This is a genomic window from Sorlinia euscelidii (assembly GCF_036452135.1).
GTDB lineage: Bacteria > Pseudomonadota > Alphaproteobacteria > Acetobacterales > Acetobacteraceae > Sorlinia > Sorlinia euscelidii.
In genome coordinates, this window is record NZ_JAWJZZ010000001.1 from 20,942 (window position 1) to 44,536 (window position 23,595).

The window sequence follows — 23,595 nt, forward strand, 5'->3', positions numbered from 1 at the left end:
TGTTTCTTTACTGCTGCGCAAGCTCAGACGTCAGAGACGGGCCCGCATTGTCAAAACTATTTGTGGCAACGCGGAAGTGATACGCACCAGCCTTGCGCACCCAATGTTTGGTCGCGACGTCGAAACGTGCGAGCGCATAGGAGGAAAGCGGGATGGCGACATCTTTCGACTCACCGGGCGAGAGTTGAACTCGTAAAAATCCGGCGAGACGCTCGGGAGAGCCATCGGGCAGATTGACATAGATTTGCACCACATCGGCACCGGCGCGTTTGCCTGTATTTGTTACCTTGGTGTGGGCGACGAGGCCATTATCTGATGGATCAACTTCAAGACCGGTGTGGGTGAAGGATGTATAGCTTAAACCGTAGCCAAAGGGGTAAAGGGGTTTCTCACCTTTAAGACTGAACCAACGATAACCGACATTGGCACCCTCAATGTTGAGATCCAACCGCGTTTCGTAATCCGCCGGATTTTGTTTTTTGGAAAGAGTGAATTCCAGGCCCATTCCCTTCACCTGAGGCCGAGGCAATTGTGACGCAGAAACGGGCCAAGTCGTCGTCAATCTACCTGATGGGTTGGCCTTGCCGGTCAAGAGGCGCGCAATCGCTTTCCCACCGCCTGAACCAGGAAACCATGCCTCCAGAACCGCGTCAACTTTGTCCGCCCAGGGCATTAATACCGGATTACCCGTTTGAAGCACGACGATGACCGGTTTCCCCGCTTTCACCGCCGCCGTAATCATCGCGTCTTCATGCTGCGGCATGGATAAATCGGCATTATCAAAGAACTCAGACGACCATTTTGTAGCAAACACAATGACGCGGTCCGCATTTTTTGCTGCCTCCGTCACCGCGTTGAGGTCATCTCCGGATAGAAATGTCACCTGGGCACGTGGCATTTCAGCTTTAAGCGCATCAAGAGGCGCACCGCTCAGATATCCGATTGGGCGCGGAAAATGTTGGAGATCATTCGGCTCATCCCCTCGGACTGGACTCCCTCCCCTAGGTGCGACGGCGCTGCTTCCACCTCCTGTCATGACGCCCTTATCCGCATGACCACCAACCACGAGGACCCTCCGAAGGTTTTGCTTTAAAGGTAAAGCCTCGTGGTCGTTTTTGAGCAGAACGGCGCCAGCCTCCTCTATCTTTTGCGTAATTGCCGTATGTTCGGCAATGTCGGCAGCTGTTTCAGTCGGGCGAACACGCGGTTCAAAAAGTCCATATTTGAACATCGGATAGAGGATGTGGCGTAATTTTTCATCGACGACTGATACGGGAATTTTCCCGGCGATGACTTTCCTCTTCATGTAATCGCCGAACCACGCCTTACTATCTGCAGGTAGGCCGGATTGCTGGTCGAGCCCAGCTTTCCAGGCCGCGTCACCGTCATATACAGCGCCCCAATCGCTCATGACATAGCCATGATAGCCCCATTCCTGACGCAAAACGTTTTCTAACAAATAGGGGTTCTGACAATCATGCAAGCCATTGACGCGGTTGTAGCCGCACATGACAGATGCCGGGTCAGATTTCTCAATCGCGATTTTGAAAGCTAACAAGTCAGACTCTTGCATTGATTGCTCGTCAATGACCGAGTTCATCTTCGTTCGCGCGGTCTCGATCGAGTTGAGAGCGTAGTGCTTTATGGTTGAGAGCACGTGTTGATCTTGCGCACCACTAATCAATGACGCGGCAACTATACCTGCGAGGATGGGGTCCTCACCCTGATATTCAAAGTTACGTCCCCCACGCGGATCTCTCACAAGGTTGATGCCGCCACCCAATACCTCGTTGAGACCGCGGTGCGCAGCCTCTACGGCGATCATTCGACCACCCTGATACCCATAGGTGGGGTCAAAAGTGCCAGAAATAACCTGACCACTTGGCAATCCTGTTGCTCCATCCCCAGGGCGCATGTTGACGGTGTTGGTAACGCCTAGCCCCGCATCAGTGGATTGTAATGCCGGAATGCCGAGGCGCTTGTTGCCCGCCGTGTAACCGGCTGAGCCGACAGCTTCGGGGGGTTTCCTGTGGTTCTTATAGGGTACGCCCCACTCCGAGGTCAGCATGACGAACTTCTCATCAAGCGTCATAGCCTTCAGGAGGGCTTCCACCCGCTCCGATGGTGTCGCGTCGGGGTTTTTCCAGACCTGCTGGGCGTGAGCCGAGATCGGAACGGGGGTCAGGCAGGCCGTCGCCAGCATTACCGCCGCTAATTTTCTTTTCATCGTGTATCCCCTTTTTGTGCGTTAACACGACAAAAATCTCACATGCCGTTAATGATTTACTCATAACATTGCCGTGTTTTATGTAACAAATTATATAATCTAAATGTTATGTTATATGTGAAGTTGCAATCAACAAAACTTGATCCCGCTATGTCATTTTTAAACTGGCGTCACGCGCCGATTTTCAGGCGAGTCAAACGAATCGATCCCGCATTGCCGGGTTTTTGTGAAGAATACTTAATGCCGACCGGTTTTATCTCCGCGGCGCGCCTCAAGTACTTCGCATTTGAGGAAGATGCCCCCTCGACGCCCCTCACCGAGAAAAGCGTTTGAAACCTTATCTGTTTTAGTTGATGCTTCACGGGCGTCAGTCAGGAGTTGACCCATGGAATTCTTGTTGTTCATCCTTCTGTTTTTTGCATGTCTTTATTTCCTGCCCAGCATCATTGCGGCCTTTCGCAACACACACCACCTGCCCGCCCTTTTCCTGCTCAACCTCTTTCTCGGGTGGACGTTCATCGGGTGGGTACTGACGCTCTTCATCGCGCTCCTGATCGAACGGCGGGATGAGTATGAGGCGCGTCGGCTGTTTTTCTTTAACCAGCTTGGCGCGCCCGTCCCATTGCCGAATGCGATGCGGTCCCGGACGCTTCTGCTCGTGATTATCGTGATTCTGACGGTTCTCCTCGTTGTCGGGCTGTCCGAAAATGCGAGCCACGTCATGACGCTGCTGCATGAATACGCCAACAATCCTAAGATCGAGTCGGATTTCTAGGCGCAGCCTTTTTTTCCGCGGGATTTTGAAGCGTCCCTTTACCGGATTTTAATGCAACTCTTCGGCGTTCATCGCGTGTCATCTCTGATAGTTTCGGAAGGACATTGTGATGAACGCCCGCGTGACAACCCTGGCATCCCTCTCAGCCCTGATCGCCGTGACATCCTGCGCGGCGCCAGGGACGGAAAACCGATCGGACACTTACATGGCGGGCGAAGTCAACCAGCGTCAGGCCATCAAAGTCGTCACCATCATTTCAGTCTCGCCAGCGCGCATTCAGGTTGATAATACCAGTCGACGGCGTACGGCGCAGATTGTTGGCGGCATTCTGGGTGCGGGTCTCGGCGCCGGGCTGGGCACAGGGGTTGCGCATTCAACCGCCGCGGGCGCGCTTGGTGGGTTAGGCGGCATCGCCGCAGGCGCAGCAGGTGGCTCTATCGTCCCCAGCACAACCTATGTCAATGGTGTGCAGATTGCCTACCAGGATGGCCATCAGGCTTTCAGCTCCGCCCAGGTGGGTCGCCTTTGCGAATATGGACCGGGCCCGGCAACATTGATTGCGATGAATGCAACTCAGACACGGATCCAGCCCAACCGCCAATGCGCAACGAAATAATGGGCTTAAGACGGGTCGGGCGTCCGATCCGTGCATCCGTCAAACTGTTTCTGGCGCGTAAAATGCTTGCTATAAATCAATCTCTGGGAAACACTGCGCTTTATTCGTTAAAAAATTAAAAATGACCGATTAGGAATCAAGCGTATGTCTTCGAAGATCCTCCGCCATAGCTCAGCCATTGCCGCGCTCACATTGATGGCATCCTGCGCCGCACCAGGGACGGAAAACCGAGCTGATACTTATGGAAGCGCCCAGGTGAATCAGCGTCAGGCGTTGAAGGTCGTCACGATTATTGGCGTAGCGCCTGCACGTGTGCAGGTTAATAACTCCCGCAACCAGACAGCGGCGCAGATTGCTGGCGGGATTTTGGGCGCCGGGCTAGGGGTCGGTCTCGGGCTCGGTGTCGGGCATTCCAACGCCGGTGCAGCCTTGGGCGGACTTGGCGGGGGTGTCGCTGGTGCGGCGGCCGGTTCCATCGTGCCGGACACGACTTTCGTCAATGGTGTTCAGATCGCTTATAAAGACGGCAATGCCATGTATAGCTCAGCCCAAGTGGGGCGCTTATGCGAGTTTGCGCCGGGCCAGGCCATGCTGGTCGCCATGACTCGCACGGAGACGCGTGTACAGCCCAACCATCAATGCCCCCGGACCGGTAAATGACCCTCCTCACCTCGCGCCGCCTCGGTTTGCTCGCTGTCATCCTGGCCCTGCCATCCTGCGGCGACCCGACCCCGCCACCCCAAACAGCGGAGTTTGACCCTGTTACGCAACAGCAGCAACTCACAGCCATGCATGATGAGTATGAGCGCGATAACGCCCTGGCCTATCAATATCAGATGATGCAGGCCCAGCAGCGCGCTGCTGAAGCGACGGCAAGACGGAAGCCATGATTGACAGGCAAACTGGTAAGTGGAGGGTGGGCACGGCTTCTCCGGATTTTAACTTCTCCGCGTGATAATGCTCCGGTTGGCCAAACCTTTTTGGTCCGGTTCGGACACGGGTCTCGCCAGATCGATATTGAAGTTGGCTTGTGAGAGGATGGACATGCGATATACGCGCTTCAGGCGGGTAGCAAACATAATCGGATTTGCAAGTCTGGCGATCGGCGTCACAGGCTGTGGTGATCCGAAACCACCGCCACAGGCCGCTCAGATCACGCCGGAAGAAATGAGTCGGAAAATCAATGCCGTCGAAACCGTGCAGGAACAGAATGAAGCCGCATCCTACCAGCATTACATGCAGCAACAGAACGAACGCGAGCATGCAGGTAGCAAGGCGGCGCGCTAGCCCGGGCGAATCTCACAAGTTAATGGGCGAGCGGTATCCAGGCCGATCCCCGCATCCTTTTTGACCTTGCAACAAGGAAACAGTCCTGGCCATCATCCCAGATACCGAAGTAAATCATTGAATCTGAAATAAAAAACGCAGCTTCCCCATCTTGAGGGGTTTGCCCCTCCTGAAAAATACGCCAACGCGTGTCATTTAAAGCAGGGGGTGTACGGCCGACCATGAGCGCTGAGAGATCGAAAACTTCATCTCGACGAATTTTAGATGTTTGAGAACGTTGAAGCACTTTCGACGAGGCCTCCTTACCTTTTTACGTGACGAAGAACTTGGCGAAGTCTCATCGTCCTTTCGGGGACGGTTACGAGCTTAACGTTGTAAACCCTCATTAGGATCCATGATGATCCCGATGCGCCCCGTCCGGCGAAAACTTGCCGGAAAATCATGGCCTTACAATTAAATTGCCGTTTATCGACAAAGGTGAGAACGCCGCGAAAGTCCTCATCCATTCCGGTGATGTAAGAGCTCAGTTTTCACCCAAGTCCTCATAAACGCCACACTCACCCTCATTTGTGGCCATATTAAGGTCCGCCTGGATTTCGCTTCTGCGCCGCCCTCAATCATGAGCGCGCGTGTCGTCATTAAGTGGATTGTGCCGCCGTGACCATCTCATCCATGCCGCGCCGCGTGTGTGCGACTCAGTTTCTACCCGGCTGCCAACGCCGCAAGGCCAGCGCATTCAACACGACAGAAAGTGAACTTAGCTCCATCGCCGCCGACGCCACAGCTGGAGTTAAAAGACCCATGACCGCAACGGGGATGGCGCAAACATTGTAGAGAAATGCAAGCCCCAGGTTGGTTTTGATTTTACGCAAAGCCGCGCCGGAAAGCTGCATAAGGTCGTCAATTGCCGGGAGGTCATTGCGGATCAAGATGATATCAGCGTGATTCATTGATATCGCGGCGGCCGAACCCATCGCGATTGAGGTGTCGGCGCTGGCAAGCGCTGGCGCATCGTTGACGCCATCTCCCACCATCGCCACGAAGTGCCCGTCTTCACGCAGGGATTTGACGAGCCTGGCTTTCCCTTCCGGCAAAATACCGGCCTGGACATCCGTAATGCCCAGTTGCGACGCCACATGCCGGGCGGAAGCAGCGTGATCCCCCGTCAGGAGAACCGGCGTGATGCTTTTACGGCGCAACGTGTCAATGACGGATTTTGCGTCCGTGCGTGGCGTGTCTTCCAAGGCAATAACGCCCAGCATTCGGCCCCTACGCGCCGCGACAACAACCGTCTTGCCCTGATTTTCCAACGGTTGGATCAATGTCGCCGGTAAATTATATCCCTCGGACATAAAGTAGGCTGGTGCGCCGGCCATGACGGCATCTTCCCCGATTTGCGCGGCGACACCACGCCCCGGCATGATGCGGAACTGCGTGACTTCCACCTCATCAATCGCGCGGGAGCGTGCATGATTGACAATGGCGCGGGCGAGCGGATGCTCTGCGTGGTTTTCAACTGCCAGTAAAGTCGTCAGCAGATCATGCTCCGAAGCACCTTTGACGGCGATCACGTCCGTGACTTCAAACTGCCCGCGCGTCAACGTCCCCGTCTTGTCGAAAATGATCATGTCGGACTTTGATAGCGTTTCAAACGCAGCGGCATTGCGCATCAATATGCCGCTGCGTGCAGCCCGCCCTCCCGCAACCATCAGCACAATCGGTGTCGCCAGGCCCAAGGCGCAGGGACAGGCGATAACCATGACGGCGATGGCGGCGGTCAGGCTTGTCAGGAAAATATGCGTGTGCAGAAACCACAGCAGAAAAGTGGCGAGCGCGACGATCATGATCAATGGGACGAAGATACGCGTCACGCGATCCACCCATCGCGAGATCGGCGCCTTTGTCAGTTGCGCATTCCTCACAGTCTCGACCATGCGGGCCACGACTGTATCCGCCCCGATGCATGTCGCGCGCAGTTTCAGCACGCCATTAATGTTGGTCGTCCCCGCGAAAACTTTATCGCCCACCTGACGGTAGACGGGGTGCGCCTCCCCGGTCAGGATCGATTCATTGACTTCCGACTCCCCGTCAATGACCTCACCGTCAACGGCGATATTTTCTCCCGGCCGGATGATGAAGACGTCCCCGACCTGAAGGCTTTCAATGGGTCGATCCACGACGCCTTCCGATGTTTCAACGTGGATCAGGGCGGGTTTGAAAGCGAGAAGCGTTTCAAGATCCGCCGCGGCCTGCGCTTTGGAGCGCGCCTCCAGCCATTTGCCGAGTGAGACGAAGAAGATGATGAAAACGCCCGTCTCAAAATAAAGCGCCGCGCTATCCCCGCAAAACATATTCCAGACGCTGAAAATATAGGCGCATGATGTGCTCAGCACGACCAACACATCCATATTCGCATCACCGCCCTTCAAGGCGGCGAAAGCGCGGTGGTAAAAATGCCGCGCGAGGTAAAACTGCACGAAACTGGCGATGACCAGTTCGGGCCACGCAAGCGCGGGTGGATGCAGCCCCGCCCACATGGCCAGCATCGTGCAAAAGAAGAATGCCGCGCACAAAGTCAGCAAAATCATGTCCCGGTCAATGCCGAGGAAGCGCCGGGCTGGCTGCGCATCTCGCCCGACCGTCCGCTCATCCACCGCGTCGAAACCCGCTTTACGAATGGCCGCAAAGACATCTGGCGGTTTTATCGGCCCGTCCAGCGTGATGGCCGCCCGCTCTGACGCGTAATCGACCCGGGCCGCCACGCCGTCCTGCCGGTTCAGCACACGCTCAAGACGCGCTGCGCAACTGGCGCAGCTCATACCAATGACACGGAGCGTGAGTTGATCAGACATAAAGCGTCCCTGTTAGAAAGACAGTATCAATGCCGGGTTTCGCTTTAAGGGCGTTGCGCAGCAGAGTAACCGGCATCTTCGACAATCTGGAGAATTCGTGTCGGCGTGACAGATGTCCCTTGCACTGTCAGCTCAAGCTCATGCCGTTCCAACGAAATCACGATATCGCTGACATCCGTTTCACGGGACAGGGCTTTGCGCAATGTCGAGACGCATCCCTCACACATCATGCCTTCAACCTTGAAACGTAATTTCTGTCCCATTTTTCCGCTCCCTTTACGCCGTCCAGGAGCGCCATTTGGCCCCCGCGAAACGCGTCAATCATATTTGAACCCTCTCATCAAGATGACTTTCCGCGACCATCTTTCAAGATGTCACGCGCACTTGTGAAGCAGAAACCGCGCCGTGCGGGATAGGCGTTGACATGGTCGCGCGGCCTTCGCATTATGTTGGTCACGACCCGGGGGAGCCCTGCCGAAAGGGCTGAGAGGCTGTCAATCTGGCGCATGATGCCAGAGGTGCAGCGACCCTTAGAACCTGATCCAGTTGATACTGGCGTAGGAAGGATAAATAATCGTGCTGACACGGCCTTATCCCCTCAAGGGGACATGCCCTAACCCGCGGACGCGCGCCGATGCGCCGCGCTGAAACGGACTTTGCCGTGCTGGGACGCGGCGTTGCCGCTTTAACCTGTGCGACCATGTTGCGTGAGGCCGGTTTCAGTGTGGAAGTTGTCGTGCCTAACGGCGCGCCCGCCCCCATCTCACACCTCGCGGGCGGAATGCTCGCCCCTTATTGCGAAGGTGAGACGGCCCCGGCGGCGGTCGTCGCAAATGGTCAACGCGCTTTGTCATGGTGGTCAGAACACGTGCCGGACGTGAAGCAGAATGGCACACTTGTGGTCGCCCCCCCGCGCGATCAACGTGAGCTGGAACGTTTCAGCCAGCGCACATCGCATCACCGTTGGGTTGCGCCGGAAGAGATCGAGCCGGACCTCGCAGATCAATTTTCCCGTGGCCTGTTTTTTCCCGAAGAAGGGCATCTTGACCCGCGCAAGGCGCTGGCAAGTCTGGAGAGCCGCCTGCGGACGAAAAATGTCGCTTTCACACATGCGCCACATGCGCGCCAAATCATTGATTGCCGAGCTCTGCAATCCGCCGATCAGCTACGCGGGCTGCGTGGCGTGCGTGGGGAAATGCTGATTGTCAGAAATCCGCTTCTGGCGCTGTCACGTCCTATCCGCCTCCTTCATCCAAGATTCCCCTGTTACATCGTGCCACGTGATGACGGCGTTTACATGATCGGCGCAACGATGGTGGAAACAGGTTTCGCAGGTCGGCCAACCGCGCAATCCGTCATGGCGCTTCTCTCCGCCGCTTACAGCGTGCACCCGTCCTTCGCGGAGGCTGAAATATTGGAAATGGGGGCCGGCGTGCGCCCGGCTTTCGAGGATAACATCCCCCGCGTCATTCACGAGCATGGGCGGTGGCACGTGAATGGCATGTATCGACATGGTTTCCTCATGGCGCCCCATTGTGCCGAGACGCTTATCCACATGCTTCAGGAGGTGCGGACATGAAAATTTTCCTCAATGGTGACATCATCGAGACGGACGCGACGTCACTCGCCGAACTGGTGGCAGCCCATCCTGGCGCGTGCACGGCCGTTGCGACAGCCGTCAACGGCACCTTCATCGCGCGGGATCAGCGCGCCGCCTTTATCATCCAGCCGGACATGCGGGTTGAAATTCTCTCCCCGATGCAGGGGGGGTAGCATGTTTTACGGCGTAACACTTAAAAGCCGCCTCTTCCTCGGCACGGCGCAATATCCTTCTCCGTCTGTTTTACGCCGCGCCATCACCGCATCCGGGGCGGACGTCATCACCGTCTCCCTGCGGCGGGAAGGCGCAGAGGGCGCCGCCTTCCGCGAGATCCTTCAGCAGAGCGCGTGTCGCATCCTGCCGAACACGGCGGGCTGTCACAGTGTGATGGAAGCTGTCACAACGGCCCATATGGCACGCGAGCTTTTCGGCACAAGCTGGATCAAACTTGAGGTGATCGGCCATGCGGATACGCTGCAACCAGACCCCTTCAAGCTCGTCGAGGCCGCGCGCATCCTCTCTGATGACGGTTTCGCCGTGTTTCCCTACACTACGGAAGATCTTATTCTGGGTGAAAAATTACTGGCCGCCGGGTGCCGGGTGCTGATGCCCTGGGCCGCGCCGATCGGGAGCGGGCAGGGCTTGCGGCACAAGGATGCGCTGCGGACGATGCGGGCCTGGTTTTCCGACACGCCGATCATCATTGATGCCGGAATTGGCGCGCCCAGCCAAGCCCTTGAGGCGATGGAAATGGGCATGGACGGCATATTGTTGAACACGGCCATCGCACATGCGCGTGACCCGGAACGCATGGCCCGCGCCTTTCGTCTGGCCGTGGAAGCCGGGCAGGACGCCTTCCAAGCCGGGTTGATGCCGCGACGGGATATGGCGCAGCCATCGACACCTGTTTTCGGCATGGCAGACCTGACATGACGCCTGAATTGCCGCCATTTTACCTTATCCTTGATGGGACAACCCATCTTGAAGCGTGCCTGGAAGTCGGCTTACGCCTCGTTCAGCTCCGCATCAAAGACCGCCCTCTTTCTGTGATTCGGGAGGAGATCGCGCGTGCAAAACATCTTTGCGACGCTTATGGCGCAATCCTCGTCATTAATGATTATTGGCAGATGGCCTGTGAAATAGGCTGTGGCTGGGTGCATCTGGGCCAGGAGGATCTTGACCACGCCGATCTGACGCAGATCCGTCGCGCGGGGGTGCGTATCGGACTTTCCACGCATAATGAGGCCGAATTGACGCGCGCTTTAGCGTTGACACCTGATTACATTGCGCTTGGCCCGATTTATGAGACGAAACTGAAAAAGATGACATGCGCCCCACAGGGACTGGATAAAATCAGGGTCTGGAAAGACCGGATCAGCCCCCTCCCCCTGATCGCCATCGGTGGGTTGACGCCGGCGCGTCTGCCGGGCGTTCTCAATGCCGGTGCCGATGTCGCCTGCGTTGTCACGGACGTCATCACCGCGCCAGACCCGGTCGCACGCTGCCGGCTCTGGCTGGAACGCGCAAGCGAGGCGCAGTATGTCGCGTTATGACCGTCAGCTTCGGATTTTCCCTAATGGGGCGCGGGATCAGGCGCGTTTGCGGCAGGCCCGCGTGCTTGTCATCGGCGCGGGGGGATTGGGGGCGAGCCTTCTGCCGCTCCTTGTGGGTGCGGGATGCGGATATATCGCGATCATGGATCATGACGTGGTGGCGGCGCATAATCTGCACCGCCAGACGATTTTCCGGGAGAGTGACGTGGGTCGCCTCAAGGCGGAATGCGCTGTTCGCCATCTCTTAACGCTTAATTCTGAGAGCCAGCTTGTCGCGATCCCGCGCGCCATGACGCCAGACGCGGCAATGACCCTTATCCCCGAATTTGACATCGTCATTGACGCGGCGGATGAAGTCGCGGTGACTTACGCGCTTTCAGATCTGTGCAAGCGGCGCAACACCCCGTTTATCTCCGCTTCAGTTGCCGGGCGCATGGGGTATGTCGGCGGTTTCTGCCGTAACGCGCCGAGTTACCGCGCCATATTCCCCGCATTACCCGATCGCGTCATGACATGTGGGGACACGGGCGTGATGGGCCCTGTGGTTGCCGTGATGGGCGCTTTACAGGCCCAAATGGTGCTGGATGTCCTTATGGACACGACACCTTCCCCCCTCGGCCTGATGTTTCAGATCAATTTTGAAAATTGGAAAACGGCGCAGTTCCGTTTTGATGACGCCCCGGAACCTGAAACGCCTTACGCGGCATTTATCGATGCGACGTCCCTTAACGCCACGGACCGGATTTTCCTGATGCGTCGTGCAGAACTTGACCCGCACTTGTTCAAGGGTGATGTCGAAACGATTGAGGTGGATGAGGTGGCGCATCTCGCAGCTTTACCGGGCCGAAGATGCGTCTTTATTTGCCGTCGGGGCGTCACAGCCTGGCGGGCCGCGGAAAGCTACATGCGGCAAACAGGCGACCGGAACGTCGCCATCATCGCCTTCCATCAGGAAGGCGAGATGACGAGTCCTGCATGAGGCCCCTCCCCGTTAAGGAGGACGCTTCCGATGTCAGAAGCGCGCGGCGAGACTCAAATTGAAAGAGCGCCCCATCCCTGCCAGGGGAGAGAGTATTTTCGTGGCTTTGTAATCACCAAGTGACCAACCGCCGAGCGGCAGATAATATTTTTGATCCAGAAGATTTTCGATGGCGGCGTCGAGTGTAAAGGCCCGCCAGTTATAGCGCAGCCCTAACCCCAGCAACGCATAACCCGGGGTTCTCGGCTCATTGCGCAGCCAGTCGACCGTGCTTTTGCGCTTCACCAGCGTGACATCAACCCGCCCCGAGAGGTTTTTGTAAGTGGTGTGAAAACCAACCGAACCACTTGCCGGCATCTGGTGATAAAGACCGGACCCTGTCACCTCATCCTGGCCGCGGACCCAGTTCAGGTAGCTGACGACGGCGCCACTCCCCCAGAACCGACTATCATAAAGCCGCACGCGCCCATTCGCATTAATGCCGTAACTTTGCGCATTATGGTTGACAAAACGGAGCTTCTCAAACCCTTTCCCCAAAGCGGCGATACGCGTCACATTGATGTAATGATGGGTGTATGTATAGAAAGGCTGGATATTCACAGCCCATTTCCGTTGTGACGCGTCATGAAGGCTGAGTGTGTAACTGGCGGTATAGGCCACCTCCGGTTTGAGGTCAGGATTACCGACATACCCATTCCCATCCCCGAACCAGCCGATCATCTTCGTCGCCATGGCGCCCATGCCCCAGGCATAGCGCTCATACATATTGGGTGAACGCGTCTTGCGTGCAAAACCGCCCTCGAGGCTGACACGGTCATTGGCCACGTAACGGGTTGTCGCCGTCACATCGAAATTCACATCCGTGCGCCCGCGCTTCAGCGCATTAAAAGCCCGCGCCGCATTGGCGTCGGGGCGGGACATCATCCCGGTCCAGGAATAGGGCGCGACATTGCCCGTATTCATCATCACAACATCATTGCGGACGCCAAGTTGGGAAGAGAGCCTGGGCGTCCACTGGGCATTCCAGGAAAGATAGTGCCCTACCCGGTCGCGATGGCCGTTATTGATACTATGGAATGTCCCCGGCCCCATCATTTTGCTGCCCATAAGAGGGGGCCACCAATCATTCAACCCGTCATGGAAAAACTGACTTCCCATCATCAGGCGATGCCGGGTCGAAAGTGGAATCGTCACATCGACACTGTATCCGACCGTGCGTTTATCGGTGTTCATCGGCATGCCCGTCGTGGCGCTATGGCCGCCTTTATCGGCCAGCATATTCATGACGTGGTTGACACGTTGCCAGAAACCACGCGCCTCCAGCGTGCCCCAGGCAAAAGCCCCCTTATAATGGCCGTTTACAAAGCTTGAGCGGTTATTGGTCATATCCATATAGGCGTTGGGGAAGCCTTCATACGGTATATCCTGTTGGCCGAATGTCAGATCCGCCGCGTCGGCGCCCTTCTGGAAACCTGCCGTGACGGCGTGATTGAAAGACAGATAGGAGGTTGAACGGACCCGATGCCCCGCCCCGCCCGTCCTATAGTCACTTGCATGGGCGTAAGAGCCGGTATAGCGCAGGCTCCACATATCATTTGCGACGGTCACACTCCCTGACGCGCCGGACCCGCCGCCATTACTGCGATAATCACCACGCGCCCGGCCTGTGACGAGGACGGAATGGGTTTTGGAAAATTCCAGCGGGCGGCGTTTGATCAGGACTGAACCGCCGATACTGTCGCCCCCTTCCGACACGGATGTTATGCCCGCGATGGCCCGCGCGACAGAAACACTGTCAGGATCAACGTAAGACATGATTGGATTCATGTGATTGGGGCAGCCATCCCCCATGCGCATACCATCGACGATGGTCGCGACACGGTCATCCGCCATGCCATTCAGGACAGGCAGATTGGCAACGCCACCCGCCGCATAGCTGGAATAACCGAGCTGGCCGTTAAGGAGATCTGACGCATCGGCACTGTGGGAGTCACCAGGCCGCCGGGCCGTGACATTGAAAAAGTCCGTGCGGGACATGGGTCTATCATTTTCAACCGTCATGGGCGCGCGGGGTGTCGCGGACAGGGCGGAATCAGTCAGTAAGAGGGCGCTGAGGGCACGCACCACCATGGGCACGCCGCGCCGAAATTTGCGCAGCCGATCATATGAGGCAGGCATTGCTTCATCCTAAAATAAATGGGATTTCACCGCGCAAGGAGGGTGCGCGACAGGTGACGTTTCAGGATGGAAAAGGGGGGCCCTGCCCGAAAGGGCGCGGGAAGAATATCGGCGGCGGCGCGCGCGCCGTAAAAAGCACGCGATAAAGTCGCAGGACGAGCTGACTTGAACGGGGAAAGATAACGGCCTGCGTGACCATGAGTGCGGCAAGCGTCAGAAGCGGACAAAGGACGCACCCCTGATGCACATGGCCGGGCTTATGTTTGTGATGATGGTGGTGCATCCCTGCTGAAGCAGCAACGGATGTCCCCGGCGCGATATCGATGCCGAGTAAACGCACGATCTCGGCGCGCGGCACTTCATCAGGCGTGGCCAGACTCTGAAGGGCGAGTTCACCCGCGAATCCGAAAAGAACAAGGAGAGCGAGGCACAAATGACGCAGTTTGAGGCGTGTTGCGATCAGCACGCTCCTTCGCATCGCCCCCCCCTCCTGCTTCCTTCAAGATGTCAGCTTCCTGAAGCTGGCTATATCCGGTCCCACGCGGATCTCGCAAGCTTTACGAAGGGTTAAAAATCACAATGGAAACGATTTCACTTTTGTGTGACCGATTTGCCCGTACAAGACAGGTCAGGTGGCGCTGCCCTTCAGGAAGCATGCTCCACCCCTCAGGCTCTTTTACTGGAATGGCAGGTAACGGAAGGAAAGGAACGCCATATGCGCATCCGTATGGGGCTCACCGCCCATACCAGAGAAGGACCATAGAGTGGTGTAGGAATATTGCGCGCCAATCCGTAACATGCCGTAATCCCCATGCAGGGACGTCCACCAGAAACCGGCCGTGCCTTGGGCGGATTGTCGGATGCTCGTCTGGCACAGACGGGCGGGGGCACCCTCATGCTGACAGCCGGAAAGTTGATAGAGGGGGTTGCCATAACCGTAAGGCAATCCGCCCGCCATAAAGGACTGCCGGGATAGGACGGCCTCCGTGCCCGCATAGGCGTATAATTGGAAGCTTGGCGAAACATTGCCGTAAATCCCTGCCAGAGCAAGCGCGGCCGGGAGGGGTGCGAGCTGTCCATCCGGCCCGATTGTCGCATCCGGCGTGTTGGCCGAGCTGTAACGTCCGATCCCCTTCCCAAACAGGCCGGAAAGCTGGAGGTTGATCTTATGTTTTTTCTCCAACGGCAGGATGGCGCCGCCACCGCCGCCGCCCGTGAGTTGCGTCGCGGATTTGCCGTAGCCATCATAAGTGACGCGGCTGTGCGCCACGCGCATCAAACCGTAAATCTCATAATGCCCCCAACCTGGGTCCGCGCCGAATTTGGCGATGACATCCGGGGCAATGTCGGTGGAGTAATCCGTGGAGGGGTTATTGATCCCGACGCCCGGATTTCGGAAGGTGCTGTGCGTTGCGCCCGGCGGTAGATAGGCGCCGCCCGGCCCCGGAGCGATCACCTGTTGCGGGCTTTCAATGGAAAGGCCGAGATTATAACGCGCATGATCAAACCCTTTGACGATCCGGATCTGCGGGTTACGTGTCCAGGTGAAGCCGGGAATATATTGTGCCTCAATGACGATCGGCGTCTGCTCATCACGCGCGCGCATACCGTGATTTTGTAAAGTCAGAAGTGACCAGTTCTGACCCGCCAGCAGCGTCAGATCATCCTTGTCATCCACCAATTGGCCGTAAAATACGCGCTCTCGCAACACATAGCTGTTGGACAGACGTGAATTTGAGGAGGAGCCGGAAGCCTGGAAGTCGGTCTCAATATAGGCCTGAGCGCGCAGCCCGCTGGCGATATTCCCCTCTATAAGGGCGGCAAGCCGACTCTGCCGCGCCGTCTCCCTGAATTCCGTGATCGCGTGGTTCGGATCATTGCCGAAAGGCAACGTACCATAATTGGAGGAAATATCAGACGCGTTATTCCTTGAACGGAAGATGGATGCCGCCTCCACATACCCACCCAAAGTGATGCGCAACCCGCCAACCTGTAACTGCCCACGCCGAAGCGGGCTGGAAAGACTGAGCACGCGTCCGGTCGGCGTGCCCGTCAGTTGCCCGTAAGGTGTGGCCGCATTCATGGGCGGCAAGAGGACGGAACGCTCATCCATGCGGGGAAAGCCCACCATGGCCATGTTGTCGGGCGGGAACGCCCCGCCGACGGGACGCAGCGCGTCACGGCGCGGGCGTAAAAGCTGTGGATCACCCTCAACCTCCCGGCGTAATTGCGCCAGTTCCTTCTGTTGACGACGCTGCTCTTTCTGATGTGCGGCGCGAAGAGACTCAAGCTGTCGCTGCATCGCATGGATCTGCCGTTCCATCTGCTCCAACTTCTGCATCCCATCCGCATGACCGGTACGCGGCATGACCGTGCTCGCGACAAGGCCGATCAGCAGCGCCCGTCGCGTTATCCTTGATACGGGGTGGGCCTGAAAACCCGATGACTCACGCAACAATGACGATCCTTCTCCGACTGTTTCGGAGACATTACAACGGCCACTCTTTGCGTTTTGTGAAGATCTTGTGAAACCTCATCGGGGCCGGTCCGCAACGACACCATCGCCCCGAAAATTTCGTTAGAAACGTGTGCTGACCGTGCCGAAAAACTGCCGTACCGACCCGCGCTCAAGAGATTGATAATCCCCAACGAACGGATTGCCGTTTTCCCCCATCATGGAGATGTAGTGGGTGTTAAAGAGATTATAGACGTTGAAGGAGATCGTCAGGTCCTTCGTCAGCCCGACATTGCCGAAATTATAACGCGCCCCCGCATTGGCCAGCCAGTATCCCGGCACGGATGTGTCATTCGTGTAGCTGAAATAACGGCGGGAAAAATATTGCACGTCGAAATGGGCTTCAAGATTGCGCCAATTATAAGCGAGGTTGCCCTTGTACATAAAGTCCGGATAATTGACGAGGCGTTTACCCTTCGTGTCATAGGTCACGCCAGCACCGCCAATATTATCCCCATAAGTGCCGTGCATATAGCTCACGCTGTTATAAAGCGTGACATTCTTAAGGGGATGCAGGGTCAGGCCCGCATCGACACCGTTGATCTGCACGCTTGTCTGCGCCACGGTCGAGATCGGCTGAAGAATAGTCCCTTGCGTTGCCGCTTGAAGACGGTTGGAGGCATCGACGTGGTAACCGGCGAGACTGGCCTGCATATTGCGGTTCGTGTAGCGATATCCGACCGTGTAAACCCAGTCCCGCTCCGGTTTGACCTTCTTTTGCAGGTCTCGGAAAATCTCCTGACTTTGCACGGACCAAAGCGAATTGCCGCCACCATTCGGCAAAACGAGGTAGCTGCGCATATTTTCCGCGAGGTCAAAATAAAGCTCATGACCGGGAAGAAACTGCCAGCTCGCCCCGAAATGCGGCAGAAACGCGTCAAAAGCCGTCATCCCGCCATTGGGCAGGGCATCGACGCCTGTATAGGCCGCATTATTATAATCCGCGCCGCCCCCTGTATGGGCCAGCATTGACTTGAAACCCGCAACGAGGCGCAGATTTTTGAAGGGCCGCCAGACATCCTGGATATGCGCCGCGAAATTATTCGTGTGCCACATATAATTATAGCCCTGCTTGAAAGCCGGCCCATATGTCGTCCATGGCCCGACGGTCGCGAGTGGAGAACCCTGACCGAGGACGGGCTCATTATACCAGGACAGACTTTCCTGCTGATTATTATTTTCGAACCAGACCCCGGCATCAATGTGATGCTTATCGAGATCATAGAGCAGAGAAGATGTCAGACCGAACCGCTCCTGCCGGGTTGACCAGACGGACATGGAGAGCGGCGCACCCGTCCCGAGGGAAGGCTGGTCATAGTCGGAATAAGTGTAATAGCCTGTATCGCTCTGACCATAAACAACCGAGCGCCAGCGAAGACGGTCGGTTAAAGCGAAATCAAGATTGAGCCCGCCCGTATAATCGATCTGGACCTGACCGCCATCATAGAGATAAGCCTGATCATCATTCGCCTTCATGGCAGGTGAGGATGGCAGGTCAAGATCCCCCGATGCATAGGCATAGGCTTTCGCATAATTGGGATAAAGGCGGGGGATGCGCCAGCCCAGCGCATTAATCATCGCGAGGGAATAATCCGGATATCCCCATTGCGCCAAAGAGCTCCAATTAAAGAACGCCTTGATTTTACTGTCATGACCGATGGGCTGCACAATTTTGGCCTGAACCTGCTTCTGCTGCTGGTCCCCCGAACCCATCCATAATTTCTCATCCGCGCGGGTGAAGGAGACATAGGCCTTGGTGCCTGTCTTGTTGATTTCACCCGTATCACCACGGAAATAAGTGCGCATGGAGCCGTAACTCCCGAAACTCTGCGAGACTTTCCCACCCCGCTTCGCGGTCGGGTCCGACGTTTCAAACTGGATCGTGCCGCCGAGGGTTGAGGTTGAGGGGACTTCAACACCTCCCGGCCCTTCCGACACGGTGACATGCGCAATATCGTCCTGAACCGCCGCCTGAATAATGCTGACGCCATTATTGCTTTCATAAGTCTGGTCATTCAGCGGGATACCATCCAGCGTATAACCGATCTGATCCATAAAAAACCCGCGTACATAAGTGCTCGTGCCGAATGTGTCGATCCCGAGTGGATCAGTTGAGCTGAAGCTTACACCCGGCAGTCGCCCGACCGCATTCATGACATTTGTGCCGGGGACCATCTGCTTCATGATGAGGGTGGATGCGACATTTTCAGCGCCGCGTGACAGGCTGCGGCGCGACGATACGACAAGCCGGTCGGATGATCTCGCCTCAACCGCTTTCGGGGCGGTGCCGTCACGCGGGGGTGCCGCTTTCTGCCCCGCCTTAAGCGCCGCACGATGCAGATTGCGATGCGACGATGCCTTGCCGCTCACCGCCCCGCCTTCCGCCATGTCACGCGCCGCAGCGACCTGCACGGTCAGGCATGTGACCGCACCGGATAGGCACAGCCGTCGCCATGAGGTGGGGCGGCGGCCATCGACGGAAGCAATGCGGGGAAAAGCGGGGCACTTGGGCATTCAGATGTCTTCGGAACAGGGATCAAGGCATCGACGGGCGCGCGCCAGCTTGCGCGGACGCGGGAAGCAAGGGGAATAACCGCGATCCCGCGCGATTTCAACTTTCTATCCGAAGGTTGAAAATTCCGAAGCGATAAAAAGCCGGGATCGTGCTTTCCCTGCAACCTTTTGCGCCGTCAGTCCGATTGCCAACCCCTTAGACCGACAGGGAAAATGCGGCGCGGAAGCGATCCAGCGCAAGGACTGAGTCCGATTGGGCGAATGCTTCCAACCCGATCGGACCGGTATAATGCATGTCGTAAAGGGCCCTGGCGATGGCGGGATATGCAATTTCGCCTGTCCCCGGCTCACAGCGGCCCGGCACATCCGCCACCTGAATTTCCCCGATATAAGGCAGGCAGCGACGCAGGAGGGAAATCAAATTTCCCTCCCCGATCTGCGCGTGATACAGGTCCAGCATCAGGCGCAGATGGGGATGATTGACGGCCTTAATCAGGGCCAGGCAGTCCTCCGCTTTCGCAAATGGCACGCCGGGATGGTCAATGGCGGTATTGAGGTTTTCCAGCACAAAAGTGACATCATGCTGCGCGCCCAGATCGGCGAGACGCGAGAGTGTGTCGCGCGCCTTCAGCCACATATCCGGCGTGACGACCGGCACAGGGGTGACAGGCAGCCCGGTAGGGCCCAGACCTGTCCCATGAATATTCAACCGGGTAATGCCCAATTCCTGCGCGATCGGGATGGACCGGGCCGCCGAGGTGAGGAAATCTTGGATGGCGGCGTCGTCCACCAAGCCGCCGCTGACATAGCCGGTCATGGAGGAAAATACAGCGCCCGTCGCCTTCAGCGCTTTGATGTCATGTCGGGTCCAGTCCCAGATCTCCACCATGAAGCCGCGCGCGGAAATCTCGCGCACGCGCTCAGTAATGGGCAGGTCGGTAAAAAGCATCTCCGCGCAGGCGGCGAGTTTAAAGGGCGTCGCGAAGTCCGTCACAATGTCACCAATTATTTATTCTGAGCGTGACATGCCGCCCCGAAGGGCGGCATAGGCGCTGTTTCAGTGGGTCGTGGCTTTAACACCGAGTTCACCCGTGAGAAACTGCGCGCGTCCATTCCCGAAGGACCAGTGCGCATCCTCATTTTCCACGACCGAAATCATGACGTCGGAGGATTTGATCTGGCATTCCGCCTCCAAACGTTCGGTCAGGCGCTTGTAAAACGCGGCGGTTTTCTCCTCCCCGCGTGGCCGGCTGAACATCTGAATAAGGAGGACTTTTTCCGTGCGTGGAATATCGAGTCCGGTATCCTCCACAATCATGTGCGAAGGTTTATATTCACTGACAAGCTGATAGCGATCCCGCCGCGGCACCTGAAAAACTTCCAGCATAGCCTCATGCGCGACATCAAGAATTTTACGGATTTGCTCCGGGCTGCGACCTTCGCGCATATGGAAATGAAGGAGAGGCATGAGTTGATCCTTTTTTAACAATGTTGAAGCCCTGTTCCGCCAGGCGGAACGGATGATTAATAGGGCAGATGCGCCTGATCCGGGTCCATTGAGAATTTCCAGACGCGATGCGGCCCGGCCATGACATTCAGGTAGAAGAGGTCAAAACCCACCGGCGCCCCGACCGGATGATACCCTTTCGGCACCATGACGACATCTCCATCCGCTACTGCCATGGATTCATCCAGGGTTTTATCCTTGGTATAGACGCGTTGCAGCGCAAAGCCGCTGCCACGTTTGAGGCGATGGTAATAAGTCTCCTCAAGATATGTCTCGTTGGGATAATCATCTGTGTCATGCTTGTGCGGCGGGTAGCTTGACCAATGTCCGCCAGGGGTGATGACCTCCACAACGAGAAGCGTCTCCGCCTGCGCCGTGTCCGGCAAAATATTGCGGATAAAACGCTGGTTATTGCCCTTGCCGCGCGGCACCTCCCCCACTTCATCCGGTTTAATCAGACGCGCCGGATATTTTCCCTTCGCGGGGGAGGCGCATATGGCCACCTCCAGATCCGTTTCTGCGCGGATGAACCAAGCTTCATTCGGGGGCACATAAACGGACCAGGGCAGACCCTCGAACGGATTTCTGCGCTCACCCAATATGCCGAAATCCCGTCCGGCCGCTTCAATTCGCCCCTTGCCCCCCAGCAGCACCAGGCAGATTTCCGTTTGATCGGTCGTGCCGGAGGTCACCTCACCAGCCGCCAGCTTCCGGACTTCAAACCCGACATATTTCCACCCCGCCGATTCCGGCGTGACCTTGACCGTCACGTGATCAGGCCCGGGCGCCTGAGAATGAACAAGCAAATTTGTCATGACATCATGCCTTTACTGCCCACTTCGCCTTCCCGTCAGTAAAACTGCGAAAAATGCGGCCGTGGGAAACCAATCCTAAACCGATTTGGATCACGCAGAAACCTCAAGACTTTGGCGCGTGGCTTCAATATCCGTCCATGCCTTCACAAAAACGGTAAATTTTTCGGCCATTTCTGTGATGGCCTGTTCATCATCGATCTGCCCGGCCAGCCATGCGCGTGCCGATTGGCCAAAAATCGTGCGGCCAATCGCGAAACCCTTGACCCAAGGCGTAATGGCGGCCGCCTTGAAGGCTTTAAGCAGGTCATCGGTCGGCGCATCAAGGCCGAGTATGACAATGCCGCGGCAGAGCGAGTCACGTTTTTCGACGACATCCGCGATGCGTTGCCAGGCCTCCGGGTCCTCATTGCCTTCCAGCTTCCACCAGTCCGGTTTGATGCCGAGATCATAAAGACGTGTGAGAACGCGGGCGACTGTATCCCGGTCAATCACGCCGTTTTTACCGCTGATGATTTCCAGTAAGAGCTCCCGCCCCGTCCGGCGACAGGCATCATACGCGCGTTCCAGTTCCCGCTCCTGTTGAAGGCGCAGATCCTCCGGGTCATCCGGATGATAGAAGCAGAGGCATTTCACAACGTGGTCAATCGGCCATTCCGCCAAATGCGCGCCGAGACTGCCCCCATCATCGAAATCCAGCGGGCGTGAGCCGGGTTTTTCAATCGGGCGCGCAATCCACAGACCCTTATGCGATGCGTCAAACAGCGCATCCTGGCCGAAACGCCCATCCATGAACGTGCCAAATCCGGGCCGCCCTTGCGCCACTTTATCCAGCGCCCTGACCGTCAGCCGTTTAAAGGCTGAGATCTTCTCCGGCGCGGCACCGACCTCACGGGCCATATCCTCAAGCTGCATGCGATGATCACAGGCCAGGGCCATAATCGGCATGGATTGTGCCCGCCTTGTCGTGGCCCAATGCAGATGGTTCAACGCCCCATCGTGACGCAGCGCCTTGAGAGGGCTGCCATTTTTCAGGAAGTAACGAAGCTCCTCCCAAGTCGGGATTTCAGCGGAACATAAGAGGCGTGAGACGGCGAAGGCGCCACAGGCATTGGCGTAAGTGCAACAGGTTTCAAGCTTTTCACCCCGCGCCCATCCACGCAGAAAGCCGGACATGAAGGCGTCACCCGCACCCAGCGTATTATAGACCTCAATCGGGAAGCCGGCGCCGCGAATGCCTTTTTCGAGACTGTCGGGAATTTCATCCTCAAAGACGACGCACCCCATGGGGCCGCGTTTGCAGACGATTACGGCCTGCGTCAAGCTTCTGATCCGTCGGATCGCCTCCAGCGTGTCTTCACTTCCGCCAGCGATATGGAGTTCCTCCTCCGTGCCGACGACCAGGTCACATCCCGGTAGGATCGCGCGGAGATGACGGGTGACATTATCGGAACGGACATAGCGGGACTCCCCCTCACCGATACCGGCAAGGCCCCAGAGATTGGGACGGTAATCAACGTCGAGAACGACTTTCCCACCCGCCTCATGGATGATCTTCATCGCCTTACGCTGCGCCGCCGCGCTGTGCGGGCGTGAAAAATGCGTGCCGGTGACCACGATCGCCTTGGCCCGGCGGATAAAGGCGGGATCAATATCATCTTCATTCAGCGCCGCATCAGCACAATCCGTGCGGTAAAATAACAGCGGAAAGTTGTCCCGATCACGCGCACCCAATATTGCCAGGGCGGTCAGGCGGGCCGTGTCCGTCACCACGCCCCGCGTTTCCACACCTTCACGCGCCAGGCGCTCCCGGATGAAGCGACCGAAAGCCTCATCACCCACCCGTGTGATCAGTGCGGCGCGCAGGCCCAGTCGCGATGTCCCGATTGCGATATTCGCCGGGCATCCGCCCACGGCTTTGCTGAACGTCGCCATATCTTCCAGTCGGCCACCGATCTGCTGGCCGTAAATATCGATGGATGCGCGCCCGATCGCGATAATATCCAATTGCGACGCTGCCATGAGTGTTCTCCGACTTAAAATTCGTTATGCGGAATAGAACATATGTTCTCTTATTTGTCTATTAAAGGAATAAATTTTTATGAGTTGGGAAACATCCTCCCTGCCAAAACGATATTCCTTTCGCGATGAGACGCGCTATCTATCTCGCATTTGACGCA

The 23,595-nt window shown here is 57.0% G+C and carries 21 protein-coding genes and 1 riboswitch; of the genes, 10 read left to right on the forward strand and 11 right to left on the reverse strand.

Annotated elements, in window-relative coordinates; all coding sequences use genetic code 11:
• Nucleotides 1-7: 7 nt before the first annotated feature.
• Nucleotides 8-2,227 carry a beta-glucosidase family protein gene (locus CGLAMM_RS00105; protein WP_418115220.1) on the reverse strand — a complete coding sequence of 740 codons (2,220 nt, stop codon included), beginning with the start codon at nt 2,225-2,227 and terminating at the stop codon, nt 8-10.
• Nucleotides 2,228-2,612: 385 nt separating this feature from the next.
• Between CGLAMM_RS00105 and CGLAMM_RS00110 the strand changes: the two genes are divergently transcribed.
• From CGLAMM_RS00110 to CGLAMM_RS00130, 5 genes are all read left to right on the forward strand, one after another.
• A complete protein-coding gene (locus CGLAMM_RS00110) occupies nt 2,613-3,002 on the forward strand; it encodes a superinfection immunity protein (RefSeq protein WP_394819930.1) in 390 nt (129 codons plus the stop codon).
• A gap of 109 nt (nt 3,003-3,111) precedes the next feature.
• The gene (locus CGLAMM_RS00115; RefSeq protein WP_394819931.1) at nt 3,112-3,618 is read left to right on the forward strand and encodes a hypothetical protein; all 507 of its coding nucleotides are present in this window, start codon (nt 3,112-3,114) and stop codon (nt 3,616-3,618) included.
• Nucleotides 3,619-3,762: 144 nt separating this feature from the next.
• Complete coding sequence (locus tag CGLAMM_RS00120) at nt 3,763-4,278, forward strand: hypothetical protein (protein ID WP_394819932.1); 516 nt, start codon at nt 3,763-3,765, stop codon at nt 4,276-4,278.
• Nucleotides 4,275-4,508 (forward strand): hypothetical protein, encoded by a 234-nt coding sequence (locus tag CGLAMM_RS00125; RefSeq protein WP_394819933.1) that lies wholly within the window; start codon nt 4,275-4,277, stop codon nt 4,506-4,508. Before CGLAMM_RS00120 ends, CGLAMM_RS00125 begins: the two co-directional genes overlap by 4 nt.
• 154 nt (nt 4,509-4,662) lie before the next feature.
• Nucleotides 4,663-4,905, forward strand: coding sequence for a hypothetical protein (locus CGLAMM_RS00130; protein WP_394819934.1), 243 nt, complete (start codon nt 4,663-4,665; stop codon nt 4,903-4,905).
• Between the two features lie 695 nt (nt 4,906-5,600).
• Here the strand turns inward: CGLAMM_RS00130 and CGLAMM_RS00135 are convergent.
• Together CGLAMM_RS00135 and CGLAMM_RS00140 are read right to left on the reverse strand one after the other, a co-directional pair.
• Nucleotides 5,601-7,757 carry a heavy metal translocating P-type ATPase gene (locus tag CGLAMM_RS00135; protein ID WP_394819935.1) on the reverse strand — a complete coding sequence of 719 codons (2,157 nt, stop codon included), beginning with the start codon at nt 7,755-7,757 and terminating at the stop codon, nt 5,601-5,603.
• A 44-nt stretch (nt 7,758-7,801) separates the two neighbouring features.
• Nucleotides 7,802-8,020 carry a heavy-metal-associated domain-containing protein gene (locus CGLAMM_RS00140; RefSeq protein WP_394819936.1) on the reverse strand — a complete coding sequence of 73 codons (219 nt, stop codon included), beginning with the start codon at nt 8,018-8,020 and terminating at the stop codon, nt 7,802-7,804.
• A gap of 189 nt (nt 8,021-8,209) precedes the next feature.
• Nucleotides 8,210-8,338: riboswitch (TPP riboswitch) on the forward strand.
• Nucleotides 8,339-8,391: 53 nt separating this feature from the next.
• On the opposite strand from CGLAMM_RS00140, the gene CGLAMM_RS00145 reads away from it, so the two are divergent.
• From CGLAMM_RS00145 to CGLAMM_RS00165, 5 genes are read left to right on the forward strand one after another with little or no spacing between them, the layout of a single operon-like run.
• Nucleotides 8,392-9,336, forward strand: coding sequence for an FAD-dependent oxidoreductase (locus tag CGLAMM_RS00145; protein ID WP_394819937.1), 945 nt, complete (start codon nt 8,392-8,394; stop codon nt 9,334-9,336).
• A complete protein-coding gene (gene thiS, locus CGLAMM_RS00150) occupies nt 9,333-9,530 on the forward strand; it encodes a sulfur carrier protein ThiS (RefSeq protein WP_394819938.1) in 198 nt (65 codons plus the stop codon). The genes CGLAMM_RS00145 and thiS overlap by 4 nt, the downstream gene beginning before the upstream one ends.
• Before the next feature lies 1 nt (nt 9,531).
• Nucleotides 9,532-10,290 carry a thiazole synthase gene (locus CGLAMM_RS00155; protein ID WP_394819939.1) on the forward strand — a complete coding sequence of 253 codons (759 nt, stop codon included), beginning with the start codon at nt 9,532-9,534 and terminating at the stop codon, nt 10,288-10,290.
• Nucleotides 10,287-10,910, forward strand: a complete 624-nt coding sequence (locus CGLAMM_RS00160; protein WP_394819940.1) for a thiamine phosphate synthase — start codon at nt 10,287-10,289, stop codon at nt 10,908-10,910. The genes CGLAMM_RS00155 and CGLAMM_RS00160 overlap by 4 nt, the downstream gene beginning before the upstream one ends.
• Nucleotides 10,897-11,889 carry a HesA/MoeB/ThiF family protein gene (locus CGLAMM_RS00165; RefSeq protein ID WP_418115221.1) on the forward strand — a complete coding sequence of 331 codons (993 nt, stop codon included), beginning with the start codon at nt 10,897-10,899 and terminating at the stop codon, nt 11,887-11,889. The genes CGLAMM_RS00160 and CGLAMM_RS00165 overlap by 14 nt, the downstream gene beginning before the upstream one ends.
• A 33-nt stretch (nt 11,890-11,922) precedes the next feature.
• On the opposite strand, the gene CGLAMM_RS00170 is transcribed toward CGLAMM_RS00165, so the two are convergent.
• The 8 genes from CGLAMM_RS00170 to CGLAMM_RS00205 form a co-directional block, all read right to left on the reverse strand.
• Nucleotides 11,923-13,950 carry a TonB-dependent receptor gene (locus CGLAMM_RS00170; RefSeq protein ID WP_418115349.1) on the reverse strand — a complete coding sequence of 676 codons (2,028 nt, stop codon included), beginning with the start codon at nt 13,948-13,950 and terminating at the stop codon, nt 11,923-11,925.
• Between the two features lie 178 nt (nt 13,951-14,128).
• Complete coding sequence (locus tag CGLAMM_RS00175; RefSeq protein ID WP_394819943.1) at nt 14,129-14,545, reverse strand: permease; 417 nt, start codon at nt 14,543-14,545, stop codon at nt 14,129-14,131.
• Between the two features lie 198 nt (nt 14,546-14,743).
• Nucleotides 14,744-16,522 (reverse strand): hypothetical protein, encoded by a 1,779-nt coding sequence (locus CGLAMM_RS00180; RefSeq protein ID WP_394819944.1) that lies wholly within the window; start codon nt 16,520-16,522, stop codon nt 14,744-14,746.
• A 123-nt stretch (nt 16,523-16,645) separates the two neighbouring features.
• Nucleotides 16,646-19,096: a TonB-dependent receptor gene (locus CGLAMM_RS00185; RefSeq protein ID WP_394819945.1), complete on the reverse strand. Its 2,451-nt coding sequence runs from the start codon at nt 19,094-19,096 to the stop codon at nt 16,646-16,648.
• A 196-nt stretch (nt 19,097-19,292) separates the two neighbouring features.
• On the reverse strand, nt 19,293-20,090 hold the full coding sequence (locus tag CGLAMM_RS00190; protein ID WP_394819946.1) for a TIM barrel protein: 798 nt from the start codon (nt 20,088-20,090) through the stop codon (nt 19,293-19,295).
• A 63-nt stretch (nt 20,091-20,153) separates the two neighbouring features.
• On the reverse strand, nt 20,154-20,564 hold the full coding sequence (locus CGLAMM_RS00195; protein WP_394819947.1) for a tautomerase family protein: 411 nt from the start codon (nt 20,562-20,564) through the stop codon (nt 20,154-20,156).
• Between the two features lie 56 nt (nt 20,565-20,620).
• Complete coding sequence (gene iolB, locus CGLAMM_RS00200; protein ID WP_394819948.1) at nt 20,621-21,418, reverse strand: 5-deoxy-glucuronate isomerase; 798 nt, start codon at nt 21,416-21,418, stop codon at nt 20,621-20,623.
• Between the two features lie 90 nt (nt 21,419-21,508).
• Nucleotides 21,509-23,437: a bifunctional 5-dehydro-2-deoxygluconokinase/5-dehydro-2-deoxyphosphogluconate aldolase gene (locus CGLAMM_RS00205; protein ID WP_394819949.1), complete on the reverse strand. Its 1,929-nt coding sequence runs from the start codon at nt 23,435-23,437 to the stop codon at nt 21,509-21,511.
• Nucleotides 23,438-23,595: the final 158 nt, after the last annotated feature.

Bases quoted from the DNA above. Each gene is read 5' to 3' on its own strand.
- CGLAMM_RS00175 (WP_394819943.1), bottom strand. From the start codon at position 14,545: ATGCGAAGGAGCGTGCTGATCGCAACACGCCTCAAACTGCGTCATTTG.
- CGLAMM_RS00195 (WP_394819947.1), bottom strand. From the start codon at position 20,564: ATGCCTCTCCTTCATTTCCATATGCGCGAAGGTCGCAGCCCGGAGCAA.
- CGLAMM_RS00105 (WP_418115220.1), bottom strand. From the start codon at position 2,227: ATGAAAAGAAAATTAGCGGCGGTAATGCTGGCGACGGCCTGCCTGACC.
- CGLAMM_RS00135 (WP_394819935.1), bottom strand. From the start codon at position 7,757: ATGTCTGATCAACTCACGCTCCGTGTCATTGGTATGAGCTGCGCCAGT.
- CGLAMM_RS00185 (WP_394819945.1), bottom strand. From the start codon at position 19,096: ATGCCCAAGTGCCCCGCTTTTCCCCGCATTGCTTCCGTCGATGGCCGC.
- CGLAMM_RS00130 (WP_394819934.1), top strand. From the start codon at position 4,663: ATGCGATATACGCGCTTCAGGCGGGTAGCAAACATAATCGGATTTGCA.
- CGLAMM_RS00165 (WP_418115221.1), top strand. From the start codon at position 10,897: ATGTCGCGTTATGACCGTCAGCTTCGGATTTTCCCTAATGGGGCGCGG.
- CGLAMM_RS00140 (WP_394819936.1), bottom strand. From the start codon at position 8,020: ATGGGACAGAAATTACGTTTCAAGGTTGAAGGCATGATGTGTGAGGGA.
- CGLAMM_RS00115 (WP_394819931.1), top strand. From the start codon at position 3,112: ATGAACGCCCGCGTGACAACCCTGGCATCCCTCTCAGCCCTGATCGCC.
- CGLAMM_RS00155 (WP_394819939.1), top strand. From the start codon at position 9,532: ATGTTTTACGGCGTAACACTTAAAAGCCGCCTCTTCCTCGGCACGGCG.
- CGLAMM_RS00205 (WP_394819949.1), bottom strand. From the start codon at position 23,437: ATGGCAGCGTCGCAATTGGATATTATCGCGATCGGGCGCGCATCCATC.
- CGLAMM_RS00160 (WP_394819940.1), top strand. From the start codon at position 10,287: ATGACGCCTGAATTGCCGCCATTTTACCTTATCCTTGATGGGACAACC.
- iolB (WP_394819948.1), bottom strand. From the start codon at position 21,418: ATGACAAATTTGCTTGTTCATTCTCAGGCGCCCGGGCCTGATCACGTG.
- thiS (WP_394819938.1), top strand. From the start codon at position 9,333: ATGAAAATTTTCCTCAATGGTGACATCATCGAGACGGACGCGACGTCA.
- CGLAMM_RS00120 (WP_394819932.1), top strand. From the start codon at position 3,763: ATGTCTTCGAAGATCCTCCGCCATAGCTCAGCCATTGCCGCGCTCACA.
- CGLAMM_RS00110 (WP_394819930.1), top strand. From the start codon at position 2,613: ATGGAATTCTTGTTGTTCATCCTTCTGTTTTTTGCATGTCTTTATTTC.
- CGLAMM_RS00170 (WP_418115349.1), bottom strand. From the start codon at position 13,950: ATGACGGTTGAAAATGATAGACCCATGTCCCGCACGGACTTTTTCAAT.
- CGLAMM_RS00125 (WP_394819933.1), top strand. From the start codon at position 4,275: ATGACCCTCCTCACCTCGCGCCGCCTCGGTTTGCTCGCTGTCATCCTG.
- CGLAMM_RS00145 (WP_394819937.1), top strand. From the start codon at position 8,392: ATGCGCCGCGCTGAAACGGACTTTGCCGTGCTGGGACGCGGCGTTGCC.